Source organism: Paraburkholderia phenoliruptrix, from assembly GCF_019511605.1.
GTDB lineage: Bacteria > Pseudomonadota > Gammaproteobacteria > Burkholderiales > Burkholderiaceae > Paraburkholderia > Paraburkholderia phenoliruptrix_A.
Genome location: NZ_JAEUAV010000004.1, coordinates 139,105 through 162,987 on the forward strand (window position 1 = coordinate 139,105; position 23,883 = coordinate 162,987).

The window sequence follows — 23,883 nt, forward strand, 5'->3', positions numbered from 1 at the left end:
CAACGCAAACTTCGCGGACCGTGAGCCGGACGCTGCACGTCAGGCGCGAGCACGGCGACTCGCCGGCTCGCCCGCGGGACGTGCCGCACGGGCACGGCGGGCGCTCACAGCCAGCGTTCCCAGACAGGCTTGAGATCGGAAGGAAGCGGCGGCAACGTGCCGAGTTCGACGCGGCCCTCGCCCGGCGCATGGAAATCCGAACCACGCGACGCCTCAAAGCCGAAGCGGCGCGCGACCTCGGCGTACTCGCGGTATTGATCCGGCGTGTGGCTGCCGGTCACGACTTCGATCGCCTTGCCGCCCAGATCGATGAACTCCGCGAAAAAGGCGTCGAACTCGGTTGGCGAGTACGCATAACGGCCCGGGTGCGCGATGATGGCCTCGCCTCCTGCCGCCTTGATCCAGCCGACGGCGTCCGCCAGCTTCGACCAGCGATGCGGCACGTAGCCGGGCTTGCCGTCGCCCAGATAGCGGTTGAAGACGTCTTGCGTGGAACTGGCATGACCGCTTTCCACCAGAAAACGCGCGAAATGCGTACGCGAAATCATGTCGGGGTTCGACACGTACTTCAGCGCGCCCTCATACGCGCCGGGAATGCCGAGCGTGGCCAGTTGCTCGCCGATTGCCTCCGCGCGCGCGGCGCGCCCGTTGCGCGTGCGCGCGAGGCCGTCGATCAGCACGGAACTGGTGGGGTCGATACCGAGCCCGACGATGTGCACCGTACGCGCGGCCCATGTCACCGAGATTTCAACGCCGCTCAGATAGCCCATACCGAGCGCCTCGGCCGCTTGCCGGGCTTCGTGCTGGCCGCCGAGTTCGTCGTGATCGGTGAGCGCCCACAACGTCACGCCCCCCGCATGCGCACGGCGGGCGACATCGGCCGGCGCAAACTGGCCGTCGGAAACGGTGGAGTGACAGTGGAGGTCGGCGTTCATCATCGTCTGTAGAGGGGTCTGCAGCCATTTTACTGCAACGCAGTAAGTGGACGCAGAGCAAATCTCGCAGTGGCGAGCGCGCTTTGGCTGCTTGAGGGAGGTTTTGGAGGTGTGCCCGTCGCGCAGAGGTCGTGATGTGCCGGCGTACGGAGTGCGGTGTTCCGCGCCGGCGGCACACCGTTCGCCCCTCGCCCCGCGCCCTTCCCCCGCTCTACGCGCAGAACCCCTCGATCAACGCCGCGACCTGTTCCGGCTGATCGTGGTGCACCATGTGCCCCGCTTCGTCGATGATCTTCTCGCGCCAGTCCGCGAACGCCCGAAAGCGCGCCTTGAATTCCTCGAGCGGAATCTCGCCGGCCAGCTCCGCAAGCGTCGGAGAATTCGCGGCCTCCACATGCAGCACTTTCGCGCTCACCTTGCGCCAGACAGCCATCACCTCGTCCAGACGGTAGAGCATCGGTCCGCGCAGCTTGTGCGCCGGGTCCGCGAGCAACATGAAGCGCCCCTCGCCGTCGGGCTTCGACCAGTGCTTTGCCAGGAACTGCGCGCGAGCGGGCGCAAGCCGCGGATTGGTCTTGACGAGCCGCCCGGCCACTTCGTCGAGCGACGCGTAGCGCTTCAGTTGCGGCGGATCGCGCAACTCGTCGAGCCAGTTTTGCAGGCGTCTGGGCGCCTGCGCGGCGTGCGCGGGCGCGAGCCCGAAACCCTCCAGATCGACCACCCGCCGCACGCGCTCCGGCCGCGCGCCGGCATACAGGCAAACGACGTTCGCGCCGAGGCTATGTCCGACCAGGTTGACCTGACCGGTCGGCGCGTAATGGTCCAGCAGCGCATCCAGATCGGCGAGGTAGTCGTGGAACCAGTAATGTCCGCCCCCAGCTTGCGCCACCGGCCAGTCGGACAGACCGAAGCCGCGCATGTCGGGTGCGATCACCTGCCAGTCACCGCCGAGCGCATCGACGACAAACTGGAACGACGCCGCCACGTCCATCCAGCCGTGCAGCATGAAGAGCGCGGGCGCGTCGGGATGGCCCCAGCGCCGCACATGCAGACGGATGCCGCGCACAGCGACGAACTCGGATCGGGAGGTATTCATGGTTGGACGCACGCCAAAAAAGAATGATCGTTCGATTATAACGAGATGAACGGACCGCAGGCGGCAACCGCGCAGAGGAACGAGTCAGTCGGATGGCGTGGGAGCGATTGGCGCGCTGTCCACCTCGACGCCTGCCAGCGCCGCCAGCTCGGCAAGCTCCGCAGCGTCAAAACCCGCGTCGCGGCGCGCCTCGAAATTGAACGGCCCGCGCAGCTTCGGCGCGTGATATTCGCTGGCGAGGCGCGTGTAGGTCGCATGCGGATCCAGCCCGCCCTCGTCGCACAGATGACGGAACCAGCGGTTGCCGATCAGCACATGACCGATTTCGTCGCGCAGTATCACGTCGAGGATCGACGCCGACTGCCGGTCTCCCGCCTGCAGCAGACGCGCACGAATCGGCGGGGAGGCGTCGAGTCCGCGCGCTTCGAGCGTTCGCGGCACGAGCGCCATGCGCGCAAGCACGTCGCCGCGCGTGCGCTCGCACATGTCCCACAGGCCGTCATGGGCCGGAAAGTCGCCGTACGCATGGCCGTACTCCGCGAGCCGCGCGGCGAGCAGTGAAAAGTGATAGGCCTCTTCGGCGGCCACTTTCAGCCAGTCGGTGTAGAAGGCAGCGGGCATGCCGGCGAAGCGCCACACTGCGTCGAGCGCCAGGTTGATCGCGTTGAATTCGATATGGGCGAGCGCGTGCAGCAGCACCGCGCGCCCTTGCGGCGATTGCATGCTGCGCCGTTCCAGGCGGCGCGGCTCGACCAGTTCCGGGCGTGCAGGCCGGCCGGGCAGACCCGGCGGCTCGTCCAACGTGATGTCCGCGACGCACGGCACGCTGCCGTCGAGCACCGCCGCATGGAGGGCGCGCGCGGCGCTTGCCTTCCTGGCTGGATCGATTTCGCGCAGTGCGGCGAGCGCGGCCGTGCGCGCGCAACGCGGCTCGCCGCCCGGCTCGGAGGCGGATTGAACGGGCGCAGCGGACGGCGCCGAGCAACCGGGAATGGCGGAGGACTTCATAAAAAACGTGGACGGCAAAGTTATTGAATGTGACAGATGGCGAGAGAACGGCGCGGACAGCGGCGGGCACGGCGCGGATGCGGGACGCGTGGGTTGACGACCGCTTGGGTGCCTCGCGTGGCGCCTCACGTGCAGGACAGCCACACCGCTCGCTCATACACAAGCAACCTCAGCGGCCCTCGCAGCCGAGGCCCGCGCCAGAGCCCCGCATCGTGAGCCGGATACCGCGCAGCGCCCGAACCACACAACCGTTTACAATACTCGATTCGACGTCCGCAAGCGCCCAACGCGTTCGCACCATAACCCGCGAAGAGCCGTCGAACCCGATACGCCGCGAGCCTTTCCTGCCCGCGACCGATCCACGAGGAGACAACGTGACCATTTACAAGCTTGGCGACGCCGCGCCGAACATCCATGAAAGCGTGTTCGTCGCCGATTCCGCGACCATCATCGGCAACGTGACGCTGGAGGAAAATTCAAGCGTCTGGTTTGGCGCAACGCTGCGCGGCGACAACGAGCCGATCACGCTCGGCGCGGGCAGCAACGTCCAGGAAAACGCCGTCTTGCACACCGACCCCGGCTTTCCGCTGACAATTGAGGCGAACGTGACGATCGGCCACCAGGTCATGCTGCACGGCTGCACGATCAGGGAAGGCGCGCTGATCGGAATTCAGGCGGTGGTCTTGAATGGCGCGGTAATCGGCCGCAACTGTCTGGTCGGAGCGGGCGCCATCGTCACCGAAGGCAAGGTGTTTCCCGACAATTCGCTGATTCTCGGCGCCCCCGCGAAAGTGGTGCGCGAACTGACCGAGGCGGACATCGCCAACATGCAGCGCGGCACGGCCAGTTACGCCGAGCGCCGCGAGTATTTCAAGGCGCAGCTGGTGCGCATCGGCTAACCGGCCGGGCGCGCGGCGCGCACGGCGCATGCACGGATTTGGCCGTGCGGCGCCATTCGATAGAGGAAAAGTTGTGAGCGACCAGTTGCAAAAATTCATGTTCAGCGCGGCGCCGGTGCGCGGCGAGATCGTTTCGCTGCGCAATACGTGGCAGGAGGTGCTCACGCGCCGCGAGTATCCGGCGCCGGTGCGTACGATCCTCGGCGAGATGATGGCGGCCTGCGCGCTGCTGTCGGCGAATCTGAAGTTCGACGGCACGCTGATCATGCAGATTTTCGGCGACGGCCCGGCCAAGATGCTGGTGGTTCAGTGCAGCTCGGACCTGTCGATGCGCGCGACCGCCAAGCTTTCCGGCGAAGAAGGCAGCACGATCGGCGAAACCGCCTCGATGGTGGAGTTGCTCAACGCAAGCGGTCATGGCCGCTGCGTGATCACGCTCGACCCGCGCGACAAGAAGCCCGGTCAGCAGCCCTACCAGAGTATTGTGCCGCTTTCCGGCGAAGACGGGCCGCTCAGCTCGATGGCCGAGGTGCTGGAGCACTACATGCATCACTCCGAGCAGCTCGACACGCGTCTGTGGCTCGCCGCCAACTCCGAGCGGGCGGTCGGCATGCTGCTGCAAAAGCTGCCGGGCGACGGCGGCATCGTCCCGCATCCGGGCGAACTGGATGCGGACACGTGGGAGCGCGTGTGCACGCTCGGCAGCACGCTGTCGCAGGACGAACTGCTGAAGGAAGAGCCGGAAACCGTGTTCCGCCGCCTGTTCTGGCAGGAAAACGTCCAGCATTTCGAGCCGGCCAGCGCACGCTTCGAATGCACGTGCTCGCGTGAAAAAGTGGGCTCGATGCTGAAGATGCTCGGTCGCGACGAAGTGGACAGCGTGATCGCGGAGCGCGGCCATGTCGAGATTCATTGCGAGTTCTGCAACCAGCGGTACGAGTTCGACCCGGTCGACGTGGCGCAACTTTTTCTCGCCAATGCACTCTCACAAGGTGTGACGCCGGCCGCGGAACAACGGCACTAACAGGGCCGCGGGCCGGCGGTTTGGGCGGTGCCTTCAGTACACGGCCCAGGGCTCGCGTGGCAGCCCGCCGGCGGTCCGATTCGTGGGTGCCCGGCGGGCACCTCGCACCATGCCCTTGTCACCTGGTTGCTACTTAGCGTCCGTTTAGGCATCCGATCTATCGGGACTCAACATGAGCATTTCCACTTCATTGCCAGGCGCCGCGCGCACGCTTGCCGTGCTGACGGCGCTCGCGAGCCTGTCTGCCCTGACCGGTTGCATGATGGACCCGCCGGGCCCCTCGCCCATATACAGCCGGCTGCCCGCCGACCAGTCGGGCATGGCGAGCACCGCCCAGCCGCTGACACCAGCGGAGCGGCAACGTTACGATGCGATTGATCAGCAGGTCATGGCCGAGCAGAATCAGGCGATTGCCGCGGAAAACGCCGCGCAGGCGTGGTCGCGTTATTACAGTCCCCCGGTACCCGTCTCCGTGTACGGCAGCTACTACGGCGGCGGATGGGGCCACGGTTGGGGCACGGGTGTCGGCATCGGCTACGGGCCTTATTGGGGCTGGTAACGACATACCGGCGTCATGCCTGAATACTCGTTGCAGGCATGCACGAATACAGACCGCTTAAGACTTTTCACGCGGTCTCCCTGCTGCATGGCGGCAGACGCAAAAAAGGCGCGGTTCGCACCGCGCCTTTTTTCGTCCGGGTTCTGCCGCCGCACTGTGGGCCTTGTACCCTGCCTCCCGCTCGAGGACCACTGCCGCACACGCGGGCTTGCGCCAGGCTCAGTGCGCGGGCTTCTTCTCTTTTGCCGCCTTGCCGCCGTGCTTGCGCTCCGGCTTTGCACGCGACTCCGGATTCGGCACCACATGCAGCGGTGCGGCAGACACCTCGCCGCGAGTCGATGTCGTGGCCGATGGCGCATTGGCCGTCGGCAACGGTGCATTCGGCGACACGAACTGCACGAACACTTCGCCGTCCTTGACCATGCCCATTTCGTAGCGGGCGCGCTCTTCGACGGCAGCGGTGCCGTTCTGCAGATCCTGCACCTCGCCTTGAATGCGCTCGTTACGCAGCTTAGCCTCGGCGTTCTTCTGCACCTGCTGCGCGAGTTGCTGCTGTAGCTCGTGAACGCGCAACCATCCGCCATGGCCCCACCACAGCGGATACTGGATCAAAGCCAGCAGAACGATCAGTACAGCAGTGACGAGCCGCATGTAGTAAGCACAATAAATACGCGCCGCCCTGCGCTTTACGCAGGGCGGCGAGGTCAATCAGACACGAAGGAGAACCGGCTCATCGGTCAGCGCAAAAAACAGTGGTCACAACCATTGATTAGCGCAGATTGTAGAACGCCGACTTGCCCGGATAGCTGGCGATATCGCCGAGGTCTTCTTCGATACGCAGCAGTTGGTTGTACTTCGAGATACGGTCCGAGCGCGACAGCGAACCGGTCTTGATCTGCCCGGCGTTCAGGCCGACGGCGATATCCGCAATGGTCGAATCTTCCGTTTCGCCCGAGCGGTGCGAGATCACAGCCGTGTAGCCCGCGCGCTTCGCCATTTCGATCGCGGCGAAGGTTTCCGTCAGCGTGCCGATCTGGTTGATCTTGATGAGGATCGAGTTTGCGATGCCCTTCTCGATGCCTTCCTTCAGGATGCGCGTGTTCGTGACGAACAGGTCGTCGCCGACCAGCTGGATCTTCTTGCCGAGCTTTTCGGTGAGCAGCTTCCAGCCTTCCCAGTCGCCTTCGTGCATGCCGTCTTCGATGGACACGATCGGGAATTTGTCGGCGAGCGTCGCGAGATAGTCGGTGAATTCCGCCGACGACAGTTGCAGACCCTCGCCCGCCAACTGGTATTTGCCGTCGTGGTAGAACTCGCTCGCTGCGCAGTCGAGCGCGAGCAGCACGTCTTCACCGGCACGGTAGCCCGCTTTCTCGATGGCTTGCAGGATCGTGGACAGGCATTCGTCGTTGCTGCCGAAGTTCGGCGCAAAGCCGCCTTCGTCGCCGACCGCCGTGCTCATGCCGCGGTCCGACAGAATCTTCTTCAGCGCGTGGAACACTTCGGCGCCGCAGCGCAGCGCTTCGCGGAAGGTCGGCTGGCTGACCGGCACGATCATGAATTCCTGGATGTCCAAGCTGTTGTTTGCATGCGCGCCGCCGTTGACGATGTTCATCATCGGCACCGGCAGTTGCATGGCGCCCGAGCCACCGAAGTAACGGTAAAGCGGCAGGCCGGCTTCTTCGGCGGCGGCCTTCGCGACGGCCATCGAAACGGCCAGCATCGCGTTCGCGCCGAGGCGCGACTTGTTGTCCGTGCCGTCGAGTTCCAGCAGGGTCTTGTCGAGGAAAGCCTGCTCGGAAGCGTCGAGGCCCATGATCGCTTCGGAGATTTCGGTGTTGATGTGCTCGACGGCCTTCAGCACACCCTTGCCGCTGTAGCGGCCGGTTTCGCCGTCGCGCAGTTCGATCGCTTCGCGCGAGCCGGTCGACGCGCCCGACGGCACCGCGGCGCGGCCCATCGTGCCGGACTCCAGCAGCACGTCGCATTCGACGGTGGGGTTGCCTCGCGAATCGAGAATCTCTCGACCGATGATATCTACGATAGCACTCATGGTTTCCTCAAGAAATGACGATGAATTCGTTACTGTGACACTGCACCTGGCGCCCGGTGTGGCATTGGCCGACCACCCCGACAGACAAGCTGCGCGCCGATACGTTCGACAACCATTGTGTGCATTTGCCGCGCGCCGGCTCGCAACAGGAGCCGGCCGGCCGATGATACGAGCCGACGCGCGGGCGCATGCCTGAATCAGTTGAAATCGCTTTCGAGGAACGGCGCGCGCTTGACCGCCTGATCGAGCGTAACGAGCGTCTCCAGCAGATCGGCCATGCGCTTGAGCGGCACCGCGTTCGGGCCGTCCGACTTGGCTTCTGCCGGATTCGGATGCGTTTCCATGAACAGGCCCGCCACGCCGACTGCCACGGCCGCCCGCGCAAGCACCGGCACGAATTCGCGCTGACCGCCCGAGCTCGTGCCCTGGCCGCCCGGCAACTGCACCGAGTGCGTGGCGTCGAACACGACCGGCGCATTGGTTTCGCGCATGATCGCGAGCGAGCGCATGTCCGACACGAGATTGTTATAGCCAAACGACACGCCGCGCTCGCAGGCCATGAAGCGGTCTTCGGAAAGACCGGCTTCACGTGCCGCGTCGCGCGCCTTGTCGATCACGTTCTTCATGTCGTGCGGCGCGAGGAACTGGCCTTTCTTGATGTTGACCGGCTTGCCCGAACGCGCGCACGCGTGAATGAAGTCAGTCTGACGGCACAGGAAAGCAGGCGTTTGCAGCACGTCGACCACGGAGGCGACCTGTTCGATCTCGTGCTCGGCGTGAACGTCGGTCAGCACCGGCAGACCGAGCTGACGCTTCACTTCCGACAGAATGCGCAAACCCTCGTCCATGCCAAGACCGCGGAACGACTTGCCGCTGCTGCGATTGGCCTTGTCGTACGACGATTTGTAGATGAACGGAATGTTCAGCTTCGCGCAGATTTCCTTCAGGCGGCCCGCCGTGTCGATGGTCATTTGCTCCGATTCGACGACGCAGGTGCCGGCGATCAGGAAAAACGGCTTGTCGAGCCCGATTTCGAAATCGCCCAGTTTCATGCTTTCTCCCCGACTTCGTTCGCGACACGAGACTGCTGATGCGCAAGCGCTGCCTCGACAAACGACTTGAACAGCGGATGGCCGTCACGCGGCGTGGACGTGAATTCCGGGTGGAACTGCACGCCGACGAACCACGGGTGCATGCTGCGCGGCAGTTCCATCATTTCCGGCAGATCTTCACTCGGAGTACGGGCGCTGATGATAAGACCACCGGCTTCGAGCTGGGGCACGAAGCGGTTATTGACTTCATAACGGTGACGATGACGCTCGTTCACATCCTTGCCATAGATCTCTTCGGCCATCGTGCCGGGCTTGATCGGGCAGCGTTGCGAACCGAGACGCATCGTGCCGCCGAGATCGGATTCTTCAGTGCGCTTTTCGACGCGGCCTTCGCGGTCGTACCACTCGGTGATGAGCGCGACCACGCGATTCGGCGTTTCCTGATCGAACTCCGTGCTGTTCGCGTCCTTCAGGCCGACCACGTCGCGTGCGAATTCGATCACGGCCAGTTGCATGCCGAGGCAGATGCCGAGGTAAGGCACCTTTGCTTCACGCGCATAACGGATTGCCGCGATCTTGCCTTCGGTGCCGCGACGGCCGAAGCCGCCAGGCACGAGCACCGCGTCCAGATGCTTGAGGCTCTCGACGCCGTGCGTTTCGATCTCTTCTGAATCGATGTACTCGATGTTCACGCGCGTCGACGTATGCATGGACGCGTGGCGCAGCGCTTCGATCAGCGACTTGTACGATTCCGTCAGATCGACATACTTGCCGACCATGCCGATCGTGACTTCGTGCTCCGGGTTCTGCAGCTTTTCGACGAGCTCCGACCACATGGACAGATCCGCCGCCTTCGGCGTGAGCTTGAGTTCTTCGCAGATGATCGCGTCGAGACCCTGGTCGTGCAGCATCTGCGGAATCTTGTAGATGCTGTCCGCGTCCCACACGGAAATGACGGCGTCTTCCGGCACGTTCGAGAACATCGAGATTTTCGCGCGTTCGTCGTCCGGAATACGGCGGTCGGCGCGGCACAGCAGCACGTGCGGCGAAATACCGATCTCGCGCAGCTTCTGCACGCTGTGTTGCGTGGGCTTGGTTTTCAGTTCGCCAGCGGTGGCCACCCAGGGCACCAGCGTGAGGTGCACGAAGCACGCGCTGTTGCGGCCCATGCGCAGGCTCATCTGACGCGCGGCCTCGAGGAACGGCAGCGATTCGATGTCGCCCACCGTGCCGCCCACTTCGACGATCGCAACGTCCGGCTCGCCGCAGGTGGCCGACGCGGCGCCACGCTCGACAAACGCCTGGATTTCATTCGTGATGTGCGGAATGACCTGCACCGTCTTGCCGAGATAATCGCCGCGGCGTTCCTTGCGGATCACCGATTCGTAGATCTGGCCCGTGGTGAAGTTATTGGCCTTGCGCATCTTCGTGCTGATGAAGCGCTCGTAGTGGCCGAGGTCGAGGTCGGTCTCCGCTCCATCTTCCGTCACGAACACTTCGCCGTGTTGGAACGGGCTCATCGTGCCGGGGTCGACGTTGATGTAGGGATCGAGCTTGAGAAGGGTGACTTTGAGACCGCGCGATTCGAGGATCGCGGCGAGGGAAGCGGCGGCAATACCCTTGCCGAGGGAAGATACTACGCCGCCGGTGACGAAAACATATTTGGTCATCGCTGGATGCTCGCGGGAAAAACGGATTATACCGTAAAGCAGGGTCCCAACCGAGCAAAATGCGAGCGGCCCCGCCGCGCGCATGTGCAGCGCAATTCGACCGTGATCGACGCGCGCCGCCTCAGCAACGCAGCTTCAGTTCGCGCAGCATCCGCTGCACGGCGCGCGCCGTTTCGATCGGCTTTTCCATCGGAAAGAGATGGCTGCCCTCGATCCATTCGATGTGCCCGCCCGTCGCGCGGCGCGTGGCGGCGAGCCCGACCTGGCGGATTTCTTTCGAGCGCGTGCCGGCGATGAAACCCACGGGCACCGGCGCGCCTCGCGCGAGCCGCGCACCGAGCGTGTGCGGCAAAGTCCGGTAAATCTGATATTCGATGCGGCGATCGAACGCGAGGCTGCCCGTTCCGTCATGCGATACCTGTGGAATGCCGAAGTCGATGTAGTCGGACAGCGTGCGCTCGTCCCAACGCGCGAACGCGGGCTTCGCATGGAAATGCCGCCATGCCTCGTCGCGGCTTGCCCAGTGCGTGCGGCGCGTGCGCGTGGCGGCCGCGGGCGAGAGCCGCTCGTCGAGCCCAGTCCACTGCGAGACACGCAGGATGCTGCTGCGCCAGCCCGCGACCACTGGAGAGTCGAGCATCACCACGCCCCTCACCCACTGCGGCTTTTTCAACGCGGCCATCAGCGAGAGATAGCCGCCCAGCGAATGGCCGACGAGCCACACGGGCTCCTCGTAGGTACGGCCGACGTCGTCCAGCAGCTGTTCGACGAGATGCGGCCAGTCCTGCGTGACCGGAAAGCGCGGATCATGCGCGATGCGTTCGATCGCGCGCACCTCGTAGTGGTCGGAGAGTTCGGCGAAAATCGTCCGGTAAGTCGAAGCCGGAAAGCCGTTCGCGTGCGAAAAGTGAATGATGTTTTTCAACTGCGATGATCTCCGTTCTGTTCTCGTGCAGCGGATGAAGCTTTGCTGCCTACGGCAGATGCCCGGCGGTGTTCTGGTAGCCCCGCGGTTTGTGTGCCCGCTCGACAGCGAGTGGAAAGCGCCGCTCGCGTCGGCCGTTTCTCGGCCCTTCCTCGGCCGTTCTACTCTCTACTGTGATGCCTGCGTGATGCATGGCCACGATCGGCGAACGGCCGCACGAATATTCAGCGATCCATCCAGTAGCGCCGCTGCGTGTCGCGATAGCGCTCGACCGTGAGCGCGGCCTCTTGCGCATGCTGGCCTTCGCGCGTCGCGAAATGCGGGTCGATGAAAACGCGCACCGCACCGTCCGCGTCGCTCCTGCCCAGCTCGATGTGACGCGCCGAATAGCGTGCCAGCACACCCGCATTGGGATGATGAAAGCGGTTGCGATAGCCTACCTGAAATAGCGCGACGAGCGGGTCGATAGAATCGAGGAACGGCTCGGTCGACGAAGTCTTGCTCCCATGATGCGGCACCACGAGCACTTGCGCGCGCAGCATGTCGCGATCGCGCGAGAGCAGCATGCGTTCGGCGGGCGCCTCGATGTCCGCCGTGAGCAAAGCGGCAAGAGGCGCACCCGGGGCTTGAGGCTTCGCGGAGTGGGTGGGGTTGTCGTTCGGTTTGTCGTTTGGGTTGTCGTTTGGGTTGTCGTTTGGGTTGTCGTTTGGGTTGTCGTTTGGGTTGTCGTTTGGGTTGTCGTTTGGGTTGTCGTTTGGGTTGCCGTTTGGGTTGCCGTCAACCTTGTCGTTGGAGTTGCTTCGCCCTCCGCTGCCCGCCTCGCTGCGCACACCGTCATGCGCAGCCGAGCCGCGCACCTCCATTCGGGGCGACGTGCTCACGCGCAGCACGCAGCAATGTTCGTTTGGCTTGCCTTGCAGGGGCCCGGCGTCGGGCCACAGCATGGCGAACTCGACACCGTCCCACTGCCAGCGCTGCCCCGCCGCACACGGCAGTGTCTGCGCGCCGTGTTGCCGCGCAATCGCCCATAGCGCGTTAGCGGGCACCAGCGAGGCGACCATCTGGCGAACCTCGATCGCCTCCAGCACGGCCGGCGCGCCGCCCGAGTGGTCGGAATCTGCGTGACTGACGATCAGCGTATCCAGTGCATTTACGCCTTGCGCCCGCAAGAACGGCACGACCACCCGCTCGCCGGCATGAGTCGATTCGGGCCCGGGCCCGGCATCGAACAGCAGCGCATGATGCGCGGTTTCGACTAGCACCGAGCTGCCTTGCCCGACATCGAGCGCGGTGAGCCGGAAGCTGCCGGGCGGCGGCGCGGACGGCGCCGACGCAACCAGCGGCAACCATGTGAGCGGCGCCGCCCAGCGCAGTGGCCAGCCGCGCGGCGCAAGACACCACAGCACGCCCGCCGCAGCGGTGGCAAGCGCCCAGCTGTCCGGCTGCGGCAGCCACCAGATCACCCAGCGCGGACCGGATAGCCACTGCAATCCCGCCATCATCAGGTCGAGCAAGGCGTGCGCGATTCGCAGCGCCGCCGCATCCAGCGGCGCGGGCAGCGCCATGCCAGCCAGCACCGCGGGCGTCACGAACACGCTCACCCACGGAATCGCGAACGCATTCGCGAGCGGCCCGATCAATGGAATCTGCGCGAACCAGAGCACTGTCAGCGGCGCGAGCGCGAGCGTGACCGCAAGCTGCACATGCGCCGCGCCAGGCAACCGCTCGCCGAACGCGCGCAGGCGCCGCGCAGCGGCGGAGCGCAAGCTCGAAAAGCGCGTGAGGCGCACGAGGCGTGTGAGCCGTGTGAGCCGCGAGAAGCGCGAGCGGTGTGAGAACCACAAGAGGCGCGAGACCCACGACAGGCGTGAGAAGCGTGAGAGCCGCGAAAACCACGACAAGCGCGAGAGATGTGGGAAGCGCGAGAGGCGTGAAAAGTACGAGAGGCGCAAGAAGCGCGCGAAGCGCGAAAAGCGCGCCGAAGGCGCGGCTACCGCGCGGCTTTCGTCGTCGACTTCGTCTGCGTGCTGCTCGTGATTCTGCACGCGTGGCCTCCCCGACGTGGCGTAAAGAATCGCCCCGACCGCGCAGAAAGACAGCCAGAACCCCGCCGAGGCCACTGCCCACGGATCGATCAGCAACACGAGCCCGAGCGCCCATGCAAGCACCACAGAGCCCGGCACATTGCGCCCGCTCAGGTAGGCCACCGCGACGACACTCGCCATCCACAGCGCGCGCTGCACCGGCACGTTGAAACCGGCGAGCGCGGCATGAAGTGCGGCGAACAGCGCGCCGCCCGTCACCGCGACAATCTGCGCGGGCAGACGCAACGGCCAGTGGCGGCCGAGCCATCCCGAGCGCCGCCAGACAGTGCCGACCAGCCACGCCGCAAGGCCCGCGGCAAAGCCGATATGCAGGCCCGAGATCGCCACCAGGTGACTCGTGCCGGTGGCGCGCATTGTTTGCCAGTCAGCGCGGGTGATTTCGTCCTGCGCGCCGATTGCGAGCGCCGTCACAATGCCGCGATGCGCCGCGCTCGCGAGCACGGTGTCGATGCGCCTGCGCAGCGCCGCGCGCCAGCGATCCACGCTCACGCCGATGCCGCGCGCATCCACCCGTAGCTTCACCGCCTGTGCAGTGCCGCTCACATAGCCAGTGGCCCGCACGTTGCGCGCGAGGAAGGCAGCCTCCGCGTCGCGCAAGCCGAAATTCGCATTGCCGTGCGGTCGCTTCAGACGCACCCGCAAACGCCAGCGCTCGCCGGGCTCGAGCGGCGGCGGCGGTGCTTCGTCACTGATCCATGCAAGCTGAATGACGCGCGGAAATGCGACCGCCACGGGCGAAGCCACGCCAGACGGCAAAGCATCGGGCGACTCCACTTCGAAAAGGAAACGCACGCCCTGGTCATCGCGCGCAGGCAAACCTTTGATGCTGCCGAGCACGTCGATATCGCGCCCTTCCCAAGCTAGCGGCAGGCTCGACGCGAGCCGTGCCTCGGCACGCCACGCGGCATAGCCGAAGCCCGTGCAGCACGCCGCACAGCACAGCGCGCCCCATCCGGCGCAGGACCGCCAGCGTCGAGACCACGCAAGTGAAGAAGGCCCGCTATGCTGGTCATGCTCATCGCGCTGGCGAGATAGACGCCCCCACCGGCCCCAGCCGGTTACTGCCAACGCCGTGCAGCTCAGCAACGCAAGCACGCACCCGCTACGCCAGTCGGGCAGCGCCGCCTGTCGCTGCAGCCACACCACGCCCACCGCAAACCCACACCACCACGCTCGCATCCGCCCTCCGCCCGCCATGCGCCGGGCGAGCCACACGCATCACCCCGCCTACGCAGCGCAAGGCAGGGCACGGGTCGCGCGCAAGTGCACGCACGGCCGGGGCGTGGATCTCGCCCGGCGCGAACCACTGTGAATCAAGCGCTTCGATTATGCAGAGGAAACGGCAAGCCGCGGCAGCGCGGCGAGCGCGTTAGCCGTTGTGCGTAGGGCGGTTTCGTCGGCGGTCGTGCCGCGCAACTGCGCAAGGCCCGCGCCGATGCCGGGAATCTGCTCGGGCGAATTGCGCTGCTTGTAGATCCAGGCAGGGGGAATGTCTGGCGCGTCTGTTTCGACCACGAGTGCGTCGAACGGCAACTGTTCGGCGAGCCGGCGAATCTGCCGCGCGCGCTCGAACGTCAGATTGCCGCCGAAGCCCAGATGCATGCCCTGGTCGATATACGCTTTGGCCTGCTGGAAGCTGCCGTTGAACGCATGCGCAATGCCACGGTGAATCTGGTGCCGGCGCAGTCCCTTGATTACCTGGTCCTGCGATTTACGCACGTGGCAGATCACCGGCAGGTCGAATTCACGCGCAATCTGCAGTTGGCCGTTGTAGAAGAATTGCTGACGGTCGTCGTCGAGCCCGTCGACGAAATAGTCGAGGCCGATCTCGCCGATGCCCACGAAGCGCGGATCGTCGAGACTCGCCTCGATTTCCGCACGCAGCAATTCGAGGTCGTGCTCCTGCGCGGACGGCGTGAAGAGCGGGTGAATGCCGAGCGCATACACGCCGCCCTCGAAGCTGTGCGCAAGCTCGCGCACCGCCGCGAAGTTCTCCCGGCCAATTGCTGGAATCACGATACGCCCTACGCCCGCGCGGTGCGCCGCCGCCGCGACATGCTCGCGGTCGGCGTCGAATTCGGATGCGTCGAGATGGCAGTGCGTATCGATCCACATGGCTTGCCTCGCTAACAGAGTTGGCAACAGGCTTGGCAACAGCGTTTGCCAGAGCGCCCGCTCATCGCGCCCGGCAGGTTCCGATCGTGCCTGCCAGACAGCCGACGCGGGCATCGCGATGCTTGCCGCGCGGGACTGTCCGGCCGCGCCGTCATACCGGAACTGGCGGCTCTTCGTGCAGCACGCCGTCGCGCAGCCGCATGATGCGGTCGCAGCGGCCCGCCAGTTCCGGGTCGTGCGTGACGATCACAAAACTCGTTTCGAGCGTGCGCGACAGTTCGAGCATCAGGTTGAAAACCGTGTCCGCGGTGCTGCCGTCCAGGTTGCCGGTGGGTTCGTCGGCGAGCACGCACGCCGGTTTCGTGACCAGCGCCCGCGCGATTGCGACGCGCTGCCGCTCGCCCCCCGACAGCTCGCCCGGCCGATGTTTCGCGCGATGCGCCATGCCGACGCGCTCCAGCACGGCGAGCGCTTCGCGGCGCGACGCTTCCGTGGTCATGCGGCGAATGCGCAGCGGCATCGCCACGTTGTCCAGCGCGGAAAACTCCGGCAGCAGATGATGAAACTGATACACGAAGCCGAGCGCGCGATTGCGCAAGTCGTTGCGCTCGCGCTCGGACAGTTTGGTGAACGGCTTGCCCATGACGGACACATGGCCCGCGCTCGGATCGTCCAGACCGCCGAGTACATGCAAAAGCGTGCTCTTGCCGGAACCCGACGCGCCGACGATGGCGAGCTTCTCGCCGCGCCGCACGCTCAGTTGCGTGTTGTTGAGCACCTGCACGTTCAGGCCGCCCTGCACGAACGACTTGGAAATGCCGGTCGCTTCCAGCACATAGGGGTGAGGCGTCATGTCCTGAGCGGCTACCGATAAGCTTGCGGAACGGTCATTCATAGCGCAGTGCCTCCGCGGGACGAACCCGTGCACCGCGCCAACTCGGATAGAGCGTCGCCACCGCCGACATCAGGAAGGCAATGATGCCGATGCGCGCGACGTCGGCGGGAATCAGCTCGGACGGCAACTCGCTGATGAAATACACCGACGGCGGCAGGAACTGCACGCCGAGCGCATGCTCGATCATCGGCACGAGCCACGGAATGCTCCACGCAATCAGGCACCCGAGCGCGACGCCCGTTGCGGTGCCAATAAAACCGATGGTCACGCCCTGCACGACGAAGATCTTCATGATGGAACGCGGCTGCGCGCCGAGCGTGCGCAAGATCGCGATGTCGGCCTGCTTGTTGGTGACGGTCATCACGAGCGAGGACACCAGGTTGAACGCCGCGACCGCGATGATCAGCGTGAGGATGATGAACATCATGCGTTTTTCGATCTGCACGGCCGAGAACCAGGTCTTGTTCTGCTGGGTCCAGTCGCGGATATACAGGTCGCCCGACAGACTGCGCGCAAGCTGATGCGCGACTTCGGGCGCCCGCTGCATGTCGGCGAGGCGCAGTCGCACGCCGGTCGGCGCGGGCAGCCGGAACAGCGCCTGCGCGTCCTTGATGTTGATGAGCGCGAGCGTGCTGTCGTACTCGTAATGGCCGGATTCGAAAATGCCCACCACTGTGAACTGCTTCAGGCGCGGCAGCATGCCGGCCGGCGTGATCGTGCCTTCGGGCGCGACCAGCGTGATCCGGTCGTTGACGGTCACACCGAGGTTGGTCGCGAGATCCGCGCCCAGCACGATGCCGAACTCGCCCGGCACCAGATTGGTCAGCTTGCCGCCTTTCATTTCCTTGCCGATGTCCGAAACCTGCGGCTCGAGCGTCGGCTCTATGCCGCGCAGTGCCACGCCGCTTACCGCGTCCTGGCGCGTGAGCAGCGCCTGCGCTTCGACGTAGGGCGCCGCGCCGATCACTTCCTTGTTCTGGCGCGCTTCCTGAGCGGTGAGTTGCCAGTTGGGCATCGAGCCGGTCGGCGAAAAAATCTCGACGTGCGCGAGCACCGACAGCATGCGGTCACGCACTTCCTTCTGGAAGCCGTTCATCACGGAGAGCACGACGATCAGCGCCGCGACGCCGAGCGCGATGCCCGACATCGAAACAAGCGCGATGAACGAAATGAAGCCGTTGCCGGTCGTGCGTTTGCCGGCGCGCGTGTAGCGCCAGCCAATCTGCCATTCGTAGGGAAATTTCAAGCGAGTCCTTTTCTGCGTTCTTCGGCCACCGGGGGCCGCCGCGCCGCGTGGCTGCACATGCGTGCCCTGCCTGCGCCTGCTTGCAGTGACGGCTGCACGGCCCAAGTGCCCTGATCATTGGTGTCGCGGCAATCGGGATGGTTCCGGGCGGGCCCACGGCTTTGCAGTCCGCTCCGGATTGCCGGTGCCGTCACCGTCAACCAAGCGCGAAGTTTGCCATACAATGCCGCCCCGCCGCGCGATGGGAGCAAGCGGAAACAAGCGAGAGCAAGCGGAAACGAGCGCAAACGACCGGCAAAGGCGCGAGCGGGCGGGAACGCTCCCCCGCTCGCCATTCGCTCGCACAGCCGCGCCGCACCTTGCGCACCATGCGCACCTTGCGTACCTTGCGTACCTTGCGTACCTTGCGCCCCAATCGAAACCCGCACGCGCTTTGCCCTACAATGCGCAGCATCATGCACGCCAACCGCCTCCATCTGCTGCTTCCTTTCGCGCTGCCTGCCGCAGCGGACGCCGCCACCGCCCTGCACGACATTCGCAGTGCCGCCCTCGACCGGCTGATCGCCCGCGCAACGCTGCTGGAGCGTGTGATAGGCGAAGATTTCCAGCGCACGCTGCCGCATGAACGCTGGATCGCGCGCCAGTTCGGCGCGACATCCAGCAGTTCGACGGGCGCAGCTGCCGACGAAGCCCCGCTCGCTCCCTACATGCTGCGCGCCGACGGCGGCGAGCCAGGCGACGCCACGTGGGCCTGCGTGCAACCGGTGCACGTGCGCATCGCGCATGACCATCTGGTGTTGATCGACCCTGCGTCGCTCGAACTGTCGGATGAAGAAGCCGGCGCGCTGCTCGCAGTGGCGCGACCGCTGATCGAAGAGCTCGGCGTGCGGATCGAGGCGCCGAGGCCCGCCCGCTGGTATCTGTCGGGCGACGACTTCGGCACCCTGGCCGGCGCGTCACCGCTGCGTGCGAGCGGCCGCAACATCGAAATCTGGTTGCCGCATGAGGCGCATTCCGGCGAGCGTTCGCGTGCCTGGATGAAGCTGCAAAACGAAGTGCAGATGGCCTGGTTCGGGCACCCCGTCAACGAGGCCCGCGAAGCGCGCGGCCTGCCCGCGGTCAATTCCATCTGGTTTCACGCGCAAGGCGCGGCGCGCCCGCTGCGCAGTCCGTTCACCCAGGTCTTCTCCGACGCCGCCGCGACGCGCGGCCTCGCGATTACGGCCGACGTGCGCGTCGCCGCGCCGCCCGCGTCGTTCGCCGCGCTGAACGCTTCAGCCGGCGCAAATGCCAACACCAACACCAACGCAGACACCAACGCGCCCGCCACGACGCTCGTCGAACTCGACCCCTTCTCGGCACCCTACATCCAGCAGGATTGGGCACGCTGGAACGCGGCCTTCGCGGCGCTGCAGGGGGACTGGTTCGAACCGGCGCTCGCGGCACTCGAATCCGGCGCGCTGGCCGAGCTCGGCCTGACGCTGTGCGGCGACACCGGCTCAGTCACGCTCGCCGTGACGCGCGGCGATCTGCGCAAATTCTGGCGGCGGCGCGTGCTGGCCTCGCTCTTCATCGAATGAACGATTGCATGACCGACCCTACCCACGGCTTTTCAGAATGACCCGAATCGTTACGCGCGCCTGTTCTCCCGCCGACGCCGAAGCGCTCGTGCGCCACGGCCTGCATCCGGTGCTCGCGCGCCTCTATGCGGCGCGCGGCGTGTGCATGCCGGATGAAATCGAAACCGGCCTTGCCCGACTCGTGCCACCGGCCATGCTCAAGGGCTGCGACGACGCCGCCCTGCTGCTCGCCGACGCGATCCAGCAAAGGCGCCGCATGCTGGTGGTGGCCGACTACGATTGCGACGGCGCCACTGCCTGCGCAGTCGCGGTACGCGGGCTGCGAATGTTCGGCGCACAGATCGACTATCTGGTGCCGAACCGCTTCGAATACGGCTACGGCCTCACGCCGGAGATCGTCGCACTTGCCGCGCGCAGTGCGTCGGGCAAGCCGGATCTGCTGATCACGGTCGATAACGGCATCGCAAGCGTGGACGGTGTCGCGGCGGCCAACGCGCTCGGCATCGACGTGCTCGTCACCGATCACCACCTGCCCGGCGACCAGTTGCCGGCTGCGCGCGCAATCGTCAATCCGAATCAGCCGGGCTGCGAGTTCCCGAGCAAGTGCATGGCGGGCGTCGGCGTGATGTTCTACGTGCTGCTCGCGTTGCGTGCGCAATTGCGCCGCCGCGGCGCGTTCGGCGACAGCTTTCCCGAGCCGCGGCTGGACGGGCTGCTCGACCTGGTCGCGCTCGGCACGGTGGCCGACGTCGTGAAGCTCGACGGCAACAACCGCGTGCTGGTTGCGCAAGGCTTGCAGCGCATCCGCAAAGGGAAGATGCAGCCCGGCATTGCCGCCCTCTTCCGCGCCGCGGCGCGCGATGCGCGCAACGCGTCCGGCTTCGACCTCGGCTTTGCGCTCGGCCCGCGGCTGAATGCGGCAGGACGGCTGTCGGACATGTCGCTCGGCATCGAATGCCTGACGACCGACGACGTTGGCCGCGCGTGGGAACTCGCGCAGCAGCTCGACACGATGAACCGCGAGCGGCGCGAGATCGAAGCCGGCATGCAGCAACAGGCGCTCGACGACCTCTCGTCAGTCGCCCCCGACGGCGCGACCACCATCACGCTGTTCAATCCGGCGTGGCACCAGGGCGTGATCGGCATTGTCGCGGGACGGCTGAAGGAAAAATTCCATCGCCCGGCGTTCACCTTCGCCCCCGCGGACGACAGCGGCCAGCTCGTCAAAGGCTCGGGCCGCTCGATCGCGGGCTTTCATCTGCGCGATGCGCTCGATCTGATTTCGAAGCGCGAGCCGGGGCTCATCGTCAAATTCGGCGGCCATGCGATGGCCGCAGGGCTCACGCTCGCCACCGCCGACGTGCCGCGCTTCACGGCCGCGTTCGAGGCGGTCGGCCGCGAATGGCTGAGCGACGACGCGCTCGCGCGCACCGTCGAAACCGACGGCGAGCTCGAGGACGCCTACTTCACGCCGCAATTCGTCGAAATGCTCGACGCGGCGGTATGGGGCCAAGGCTTCCCGGCACCGGTCTTTTCCGGCGAATTCGACGTCGCCTCGCAGGCGCTCGTGAAAGACAAGCACCTGAAGCTGCAACTCATGCGCGGCCGCCAGCGCTTTAACGCGATCTGGTTCAACCATACGGACACGCTGCCCGCGCGCACGATGGTTGCCTACCGGCTCGCCAGCGACACGTGGAACGGCGTGTCGCGCGTGCAACTGATCGTCGAGCACGCCGCGAGCTAGCAGGCGTGCGGCCGGACTGCCTCGCAACGAAAGGCTAGCCACCGGCCACCGCCTCCCACCGCCGCCCGCGCGGCGACCTGCGCGCGGGCGGCGAAAATCTCCGCAAAATCAACCGCAAACACGCGCCGGATCGCCGACACGCCCCCGGCGCGGCGCGCCGATCGGCTATAATTTCCCCTTTTTACGAAGCCACACAAGATCGACATGGAAGCGGAACGTCTCAACGCGATCGAAGCCTCTCTGGCGGACCTGCGCACGCGCGCGGCCGACCTACGGGGGTATCTTTGACTACGACGACAAGTCACGTCGTCTGATTGAAGTCAACCGGGAACTCGAAGACCCGGACGTCTGGAACGACTCGAAACACGCCCAGGCGCTCGGGCGGGAAAAGAAGCTGCTGGACGACACGGTCGGCAAGCTCACGTCGCTCGATAACGACTTGCGCGACACGCAAGACCTCTTCGAAATGGCGCGCGAAGAAGGCGACGACGAAACGCTCCTCGCCTGCGAAGCAGACGCGCAAGCGCTCGAGCAGCGCGTCGCCGACATGGAATTTCGCCGCATGTTCGCGAATCCCGCCGACCCCAACAACGCGTTCCTCGACATTCAGGCAGGCGCGGGCGGCACCGAGGCGTGCGACTGGGCGTCCATGCTGCTGCGCCAGTATTTGCGCTACTGCGAACGCAAGGGCTTCAAGACCGAAGTACTCGAGCAGACCGACGGCGACGTGGCGGGCATCAAGAACGCGACGATCAAGATCGAAGGCGAATACGCGTACGGCTTTTTGCGCACCGAAACCGGCGTGCACCGGCTCGTGCGCAAGTCGCCGTTCGACTCGTCGGGCGGGCGTCATACGTCGTTCTCGTCGGTGTTCGTGTATCCGGAAATCGACGATTCGATCGAAGTGGACATCAACCCGGCCGACCTGCGTATCGACACCTACCGCGCATCCGGCGCGGGCGGTCAGCACATCAACAAGACCGACTCCGCGGTGCGGATCACGCACATGCCCTCGGGCATCGTCGTGCAGTGCCAGAACGACCGCTCGCAGCACCGCAACCGTGCCGAAGCAATGGCCATGCTGAAGTCGCGCCTGTACGAAGCGGAAATCCGCAAGCGTCAGGAGGAGCAGGACAAGCTCGAAGCCGGCAAGACGGACGTGGGCTGGGGTCACCAGATCCGCTCGTACGTGCTGGACAACAGCCGTATCAAGGACCTGCGCACCAACGTCGAAATCAGCAATACGAAGAGCGTGCTCGACGGCGATCTCGATCCGTTTATTAGCGCAAGCCTGAAGCAAGGCGTTTAAGCGCAACCGGCGCGGCATGCATGGCCGCGCCGCATCTTTTATTGCCTGAGGTTTTTCGCCGACTGGCTGTTCGCAAGCGGATCAACCCACGCGGACCACGAACACCAAGACCATCATGAACGAACCGATCCAACCGAACCTCGTGCCCGAGGTGGACGACAACAAGATCATCGCGGAGCGCCGCGAAAAGCTGCGCGAGTTGCGCGAGCAAGGCGTCGCGTATCCGAACGATTTCCGCCCCACGCATCACGCGGAAGATCTGCAGGCGCAGTTCGAGCACGCCGACAAGGAAGCGCTCGAGGCCAACCCGCTGGAAGTCGCGATTGCCGGCCGCATGATGCTCAAACGCGTGATGGGCAAGGCGAGCTTTGCGACCGTGCGCGACGGCTCGGGTCAGATCCAGTTCTTCATTACCCCCGCCGACGTCGGCCAGGAAACGTACGACGCCTTCAAGAAGTGGGACATGGGCGACATCGTCGCGGCCCGCGGCGTGCTGTTTCGCACCAACAAGGGCGAGCTATCGGTGCGCTGCACGCAGTTGCGCCTGCTGTCCAAGTCGCTGCGTCCGCTGCCGGACAAGTTCCATGGTCTGTCCGACCAGGAAATGAAGTATCGGCAGCGCTACGTCGATCTGATCGTCACGCCGGAAACGCGCAAGACTTTTGTCGCCCGCACCAAGGCAATTTCGTCGATCCGCAAGTTCATGGCCGACGCCGGCTTCATGGAAGTCGAAACGCCGATGCTCCACCCGATTCCCGGCGGCGCGGCGGCCAAGCCGTTCACCACGCACCACAACGCGCTGGACATGCAGATGTTCCTGCGCATCGCGCCCGAGCTGTATCTGAAGCGCCTCGTGGTGGGCGGCTTCGAGCGCGTGTTCGAGATCAACCGTAATTTCCGCAACGAGGGCGTGTCCGTGCGCCACAACCCGGAATTCACGATGATCGAGTTCTACGCGGCCTACACCGACTACAAGTGGCTGATGGACTTCACCGAGCAGTTGATCCGCCAGGCGGCCATCGACGCATTGGGCACGGCCACCATCACCTATCAGGGGCGCGAGCTCGATCTGTCCAAGCCGTTCCACCGTCTGACGATCACGCAAGCCATTCAGAAATACGCGCCGCAGTACACGGACGAACAACTCGCCGACAGCGCATTCCTGCGCAGCGAACTCAAGAAGTTCGGCGTGGATGCGTCGCAGCCGCAGTTCCTGAACGCCGGCGTGGGTTCGCTGCAACTGGCGCTGTTCGAAGAGACCGCCGAGTCGCAATTGTGGGAGCCGACGTACATCATCGACTACCCGGTCGAGGTGTCGCCGCTCGCGCGCGCGTCGGACAAAGTGGAAGGCATCACGGAGCGCTTCGAACTGTTCATCACCGGGCGTGAGATCGCCAATGGCTTCTCCGAACTCAACGATCCGGAAGACCAGGCCGCGCGCTTCAAGAAACAGGTCGACCAGAAAGACGCCGGCGACGAGGAAGCCATGTTCTACGACGCCGACTACATCCGTGCGCTCGAATACGGCATGCCGCCTGCGGGCGGTTGCGGCATCGGCATCGACCGGCTGGTGATGATGCTCACCGACAGTCCAAGTATTCGCGACGTGATTCTGTTCCCCCACCTGCGCCGCGAAGATTGAGCGCGGGGCTCGCCGCGGCGTCCCTG

19 protein-coding genes are annotated in these 23,883 nt (G+C 65.2%); 7 read left to right on the forward strand and 12 right to left on the reverse strand.

Annotation, left to right across the window (positions count from 1 at the left end; genetic code table 11):
- Positions 1 to 104 precede the first annotated feature (104 nt).
- From JNB89_RS08435 to JNB89_RS08445, 3 genes are all read right to left on the reverse strand, one after another.
- The gene (locus JNB89_RS08435; RefSeq protein WP_220361894.1) at positions 105 to 935 is read right to left on the reverse strand and encodes a 3',5'-nucleoside bisphosphate phosphatase; all 831 of its coding nucleotides are present in this window, start codon (positions 933 to 935) and stop codon (positions 105 to 107) included.
- Positions 936 to 1,146: 211 nt separating this feature from the next.
- Positions 1,147 to 2,031 carry an alpha/beta fold hydrolase gene (locus JNB89_RS08440; protein ID WP_220361895.1) on the reverse strand — a complete coding sequence of 295 codons (885 nt, stop codon included), beginning with the start codon at positions 2,029 to 2,031 and terminating at the stop codon, positions 1,147 to 1,149.
- Positions 2,032 to 2,115: 84 nt separating this feature from the next.
- Complete coding sequence (locus JNB89_RS08445) at positions 2,116 to 3,039, reverse strand: ferritin-like domain-containing protein (protein ID WP_220361896.1); 924 nt, start codon at positions 3,037 to 3,039, stop codon at positions 2,116 to 2,118.
- A gap of 374 nt (positions 3,040 to 3,413) precedes the next feature.
- Between JNB89_RS08445 and JNB89_RS08450 the strand changes: the two genes are divergently transcribed.
- From JNB89_RS08450 to JNB89_RS08460, 3 genes are all read left to right on the forward strand, one after another.
- A complete protein-coding gene (locus tag JNB89_RS08450) occupies positions 3,414 to 3,938 on the forward strand; it encodes a gamma carbonic anhydrase family protein (RefSeq protein WP_013338786.1) in 525 nt (174 codons plus the stop codon).
- 73 nt (positions 3,939 to 4,011) lie between these two features.
- A complete protein-coding gene (gene hslO / locus JNB89_RS08455; RefSeq protein WP_013338785.1) occupies positions 4,012 to 4,962 on the forward strand; it encodes an Hsp33 family molecular chaperone HslO in 951 nt (316 codons plus the stop codon).
- 172 nt (positions 4,963 to 5,134) lie between these two features.
- Positions 5,135 to 5,521 (forward strand): hypothetical protein, encoded by a 387-nt coding sequence (locus tag JNB89_RS08460; RefSeq protein ID WP_135894436.1) that lies wholly within the window; start codon positions 5,135 to 5,137, stop codon positions 5,519 to 5,521.
- Positions 5,522 to 5,740: 219 nt separating this feature from the next.
- On the opposite strand, the gene ftsB is transcribed toward JNB89_RS08460, so the two are convergent.
- The 9 genes from ftsB to JNB89_RS08505 form a co-directional block, all read right to left on the reverse strand.
- Positions 5,741 to 6,172 (reverse strand): cell division protein FtsB, encoded by a 432-nt coding sequence (ftsB, locus tag JNB89_RS08465; RefSeq protein ID WP_013338783.1) that lies wholly within the window; start codon positions 6,170 to 6,172, stop codon positions 5,741 to 5,743.
- 118 nt (positions 6,173 to 6,290) lie between these two features.
- Complete coding sequence (eno, locus tag JNB89_RS08470; RefSeq protein ID WP_013588905.1) at positions 6,291 to 7,574, reverse strand: phosphopyruvate hydratase; 1,284 nt, start codon at positions 7,572 to 7,574, stop codon at positions 6,291 to 6,293.
- A gap of 197 nt (positions 7,575 to 7,771) precedes the next feature.
- Complete coding sequence (gene kdsA / locus JNB89_RS08475; protein WP_013338781.1) at positions 7,772 to 8,626, reverse strand: 3-deoxy-8-phosphooctulonate synthase; 855 nt, start codon at positions 8,624 to 8,626, stop codon at positions 7,772 to 7,774.
- Complete coding sequence (locus tag JNB89_RS08480) at positions 8,623 to 10,296, reverse strand: CTP synthase (protein WP_013338780.1); 1,674 nt, start codon at positions 10,294 to 10,296, stop codon at positions 8,623 to 8,625. The genes kdsA and JNB89_RS08480 overlap by 4 nt, the downstream gene beginning before the upstream one ends.
- Positions 10,297 to 10,417: 121 nt before the next feature.
- The gene (locus JNB89_RS08485) at positions 10,418 to 11,221 is read right to left on the reverse strand and encodes an alpha/beta fold hydrolase (RefSeq protein WP_220361897.1); all 804 of its coding nucleotides are present in this window, start codon (positions 11,219 to 11,221) and stop codon (positions 10,418 to 10,420) included.
- A 224-nt stretch (positions 11,222 to 11,445) separates the two neighbouring features.
- Positions 11,446 to 14,505, reverse strand: a complete 3,060-nt coding sequence (locus JNB89_RS08490) for a ComEC/Rec2 family competence protein (RefSeq protein ID WP_220361898.1) — start codon at positions 14,503 to 14,505, stop codon at positions 11,446 to 11,448.
- Positions 14,506 to 14,652: 147 nt separating this feature from the next.
- Complete coding sequence (locus JNB89_RS08495; RefSeq protein ID WP_220361899.1) at positions 14,653 to 15,441, reverse strand: TatD family hydrolase; 789 nt, start codon at positions 15,439 to 15,441, stop codon at positions 14,653 to 14,655.
- A gap of 151 nt (positions 15,442 to 15,592) precedes the next feature.
- Positions 15,593 to 16,336: a lipoprotein-releasing ABC transporter ATP-binding protein LolD gene (gene lolD / locus JNB89_RS08500; RefSeq protein WP_013338776.1), complete on the reverse strand. Its 744-nt coding sequence runs from the start codon at positions 16,334 to 16,336 to the stop codon at positions 15,593 to 15,595.
- Complete coding sequence (locus JNB89_RS08505) at positions 16,329 to 17,582, reverse strand: lipoprotein-releasing ABC transporter permease subunit (RefSeq protein ID WP_013338775.1); 1,254 nt, start codon at positions 17,580 to 17,582, stop codon at positions 16,329 to 16,331. Before JNB89_RS08505 ends, lolD begins: the two co-directional genes overlap by 8 nt.
- 443 nt (positions 17,583 to 18,025) lie before the next feature.
- On the opposite strand from JNB89_RS08505, the gene JNB89_RS08510 reads away from it, so the two are divergent.
- The 4 genes from JNB89_RS08510 (at position 18,026) to lysS (ending at position 23,857) form a co-directional block, all read left to right on the forward strand.
- Positions 18,026 to 19,162 carry a regulator gene (locus tag JNB89_RS08510; RefSeq protein WP_220361900.1) on the forward strand — a complete coding sequence of 379 codons (1,137 nt, stop codon included), beginning with the start codon at positions 18,026 to 18,028 and terminating at the stop codon, positions 19,160 to 19,162.
- Positions 19,163 to 19,199: 37 nt separating this feature from the next.
- A complete protein-coding gene (recJ, locus tag JNB89_RS08515) occupies positions 19,200 to 20,906 on the forward strand; it encodes a single-stranded-DNA-specific exonuclease RecJ (protein WP_220361901.1) in 1,707 nt (568 codons plus the stop codon).
- Between the two features lie 204 nt (positions 20,907 to 21,110).
- A protein-coding gene (gene prfB / locus JNB89_RS08520; protein ID WP_013338772.1) for a peptide chain release factor 2 occupies positions 21,111 to 22,215 on the forward strand; the annotation gives its coding sequence in 2 pieces (ribosomal slippage) (positions 21,111 to 21,191 and positions 21,193 to 22,215; 1,104 coding nt in all).
- A gap of 115 nt (positions 22,216 to 22,330) precedes the next feature.
- The gene (gene lysS / locus JNB89_RS08525) at positions 22,331 to 23,857 is read left to right on the forward strand and encodes a lysine--tRNA ligase (RefSeq protein ID WP_013338771.1); all 1,527 of its coding nucleotides are present in this window, start codon (positions 22,331 to 22,333) and stop codon (positions 23,855 to 23,857) included.
- Positions 23,858 to 23,883 lie beyond the last annotated feature (26 nt).

Coding starts and splice junctions, on each gene's coding strand:
- lolD (WP_013338776.1), bottom strand. CDS start 16,336: ATGAATGACCGTTCCGCAAGCTTATCGGTAGCCGCTCAGGACATGACG.
- eno (WP_013588905.1), bottom strand. CDS start 7,574: ATGAGTGCTATCGTAGATATCATCGGTCGAGAGATTCTCGATTCGCGA.
- JNB89_RS08480 (WP_013338780.1), bottom strand. CDS start 10,296: ATGACCAAATATGTTTTCGTCACCGGCGGCGTAGTATCTTCCCTCGGC.
- JNB89_RS08445 (WP_220361896.1), bottom strand. CDS start 3,039: ATGAAGTCCTCCGCCATTCCCGGTTGCTCGGCGCCGTCCGCTGCGCCC.
- kdsA (WP_013338781.1), bottom strand. CDS start 8,626: ATGAAACTGGGCGATTTCGAAATCGGGCTCGACAAGCCGTTTTTCCTG.
- ftsB (WP_013338783.1), bottom strand. CDS start 6,172: ATGCGGCTCGTCACTGCTGTACTGATCGTTCTGCTGGCTTTGATCCAG.
- JNB89_RS08435 (WP_220361894.1), bottom strand. CDS start 935: ATGAACGCCGACCTCCACTGTCACTCCACCGTTTCCGACGGCCAGTTT.
- lysS (WP_013338771.1), top strand. CDS start 22,331: ATGAACGAACCGATCCAACCGAACCTCGTGCCCGAGGTGGACGACAAC.
- JNB89_RS08460 (WP_135894436.1), top strand. CDS start 5,135: ATGAGCATTTCCACTTCATTGCCAGGCGCCGCGCGCACGCTTGCCGTG.
- recJ (WP_220361901.1), top strand. CDS start 19,200: ATGACCCGAATCGTTACGCGCGCCTGTTCTCCCGCCGACGCCGAAGCG.
- JNB89_RS08440 (WP_220361895.1), bottom strand. CDS start 2,031: ATGAATACCTCCCGATCCGAGTTCGTCGCTGTGCGCGGCATCCGTCTG.
- JNB89_RS08490 (WP_220361898.1), bottom strand. CDS start 14,505: ATGCGAGCGTGGTGGTGTGGGTTTGCGGTGGGCGTGGTGTGGCTGCAG.
- JNB89_RS08510 (WP_220361900.1), top strand. CDS start 18,026: ATGCGCAGCATCATGCACGCCAACCGCCTCCATCTGCTGCTTCCTTTC.
- JNB89_RS08495 (WP_220361899.1), bottom strand. CDS start 15,441: ATGTGGATCGATACGCACTGCCATCTCGACGCATCCGAATTCGACGCC.